This is a genomic window from Falsiroseomonas oryzae (genome assembly GCF_027856955.1).
GTDB classification, from domain to species: Bacteria; Pseudomonadota; Alphaproteobacteria; order Acetobacterales; family Acetobacteraceae; genus Falsiroseomonas; species Falsiroseomonas oryzae.
In genome coordinates, this window is the sequence record NZ_JAPSMD010000756.1 from 1 (window position 1) to 1,469 (window position 1,469).

1 protein-coding gene is annotated in these 1,469 nt (G+C 76.9%); it reads left to right on the top strand.

Features of this window, described 5'->3' with window-relative positions:
* Positions 1-1,384, top strand: a 1,384-nt coding sequence (locus OZN99_RS31395) for an amidase (RefSeq protein WP_333779797.1), incomplete at its 5' end; no start/stop codon positions are given.
* Positions 1,385-1,469: the final 85 nt, after the last annotated feature.

The following is a 1,469-nucleotide window of genomic DNA, read 5'->3' on the forward strand; positions in this document are numbered from 1 at the left end:
CGCGGTGTCGGGCATGGCGGGAATGTGGGGCGGGGCGGGCGACCCGGCCAGCCCGCGATCGCCCGCGGAACATCCGGCCCGGCTTCCGTGCCGGCACGAGACGTGGCGTGATGCCGGCATGGAGCCGAACCGCCTGACCGCCACCGAGGCCGCCCGCGCCATCGCCGCCGGCCGCCTGACGCCCGCCGCGCTGATGGAGGCCTGCCTGGCGCGGGCGGCCTACCGCGAGCCGAAGGTGCGCGCCTTCGTCCATCTCGACCCGGCCCTGGCCCGGCGCGCCGCCACGGCGGCTCGCCCCGGCCCGCTGCACGGCATCCCGATCGGGGTGAAGGACGTGCTGGACACCGCCGACATGCCGAGCGGCTACGGTTCCCCGATCTGGGCGGGCTGGCGCCCGCGTGCCGATTCGGCGGCGGTGGCCGCGGCGCGTGCCGCGGGCGGCGTGGTGATGGGCAAGACGGTCACCACGGAGTTCGCGACACGACACCCCGGCGCAACGGCGAACCCGGCCAACCCGGCGCATACGCCGGGCGGGTCCTCCTCCGGCTCGGCGGCGGCGGTGGCGGATGGCATGGTGCCTCTGGCCTTCGGGACGCAGACCGCCGGCAGCATCGTGCGGCCGGCCGCCTTCTGCGGCGTGGTCGGCTTCAAGCCCAGCTTCGGCACGCTGCACCGCGCCGGCATGAAGGTGATGAGCGAGAGCCTGGACACGATCGGCGTGCTGGCGCGCTCCGTGGCCGACTGCGCGCTGGCGATGGCGGCGATGAGCGGCCGCGACTTCGGCGATCCCGAGGCGAAGCCGGGCCGCGCGCCGCGCTTCGGCCTGACGCTGGGGCCGGAGCCGGACAAGGCGGCGCCCGAGACCGTCGCGCTGCTGCACCGCGCCGCGGAGGCCGCCCGCAAGGCCGGCGCGGAGGTGGTGGAGTTCCCCCTGCCGCCCATCCTGATGCGCGCGGCGGAGCTGCACCCCGCGCTGATGAACATGGAGAGCGCGCAGGCGATCCGGTGGGAGCTGGAGACGGCGCGCGCGCAGCTCTCGCCCGTGCTGGTCGAGAAGATGGACTGGGCGCGGGCCCAGCCGGCGATGCTGCTGGCCCAGGCGCGGCAGGCGCAGACCACGGCGGTGGCGGCGCTCTATGGCCTGATGGGCGGCCTCGACGCGCTGCTGACGCCGAGCGCCCCCGGCGAGGCGCCGGAAGGGCTGGGCTGGACCGGCGACCCGGCCTTCAACCTGCTCTGGACCATGCTGCTGGGCCCCAACATCACGGTGCCCGCGGGCACCGGGCCGAAGGGCCTGCCGATGGGCGTGCAGCTGGTCGGCCGCCTGGGCGAGGACGCGGCAGTGCTGGGCTGGGCGCGCTGGCTGCAGGCGGCCCTCGGGTGAAGCTGCCGCCGCCGCTCCGCCCGCCGGAGCGGCTGCGCGAGACGGCGGAGCTGCTGGCCGCCGGCCGTGCCGCGGAGGCCCTTGC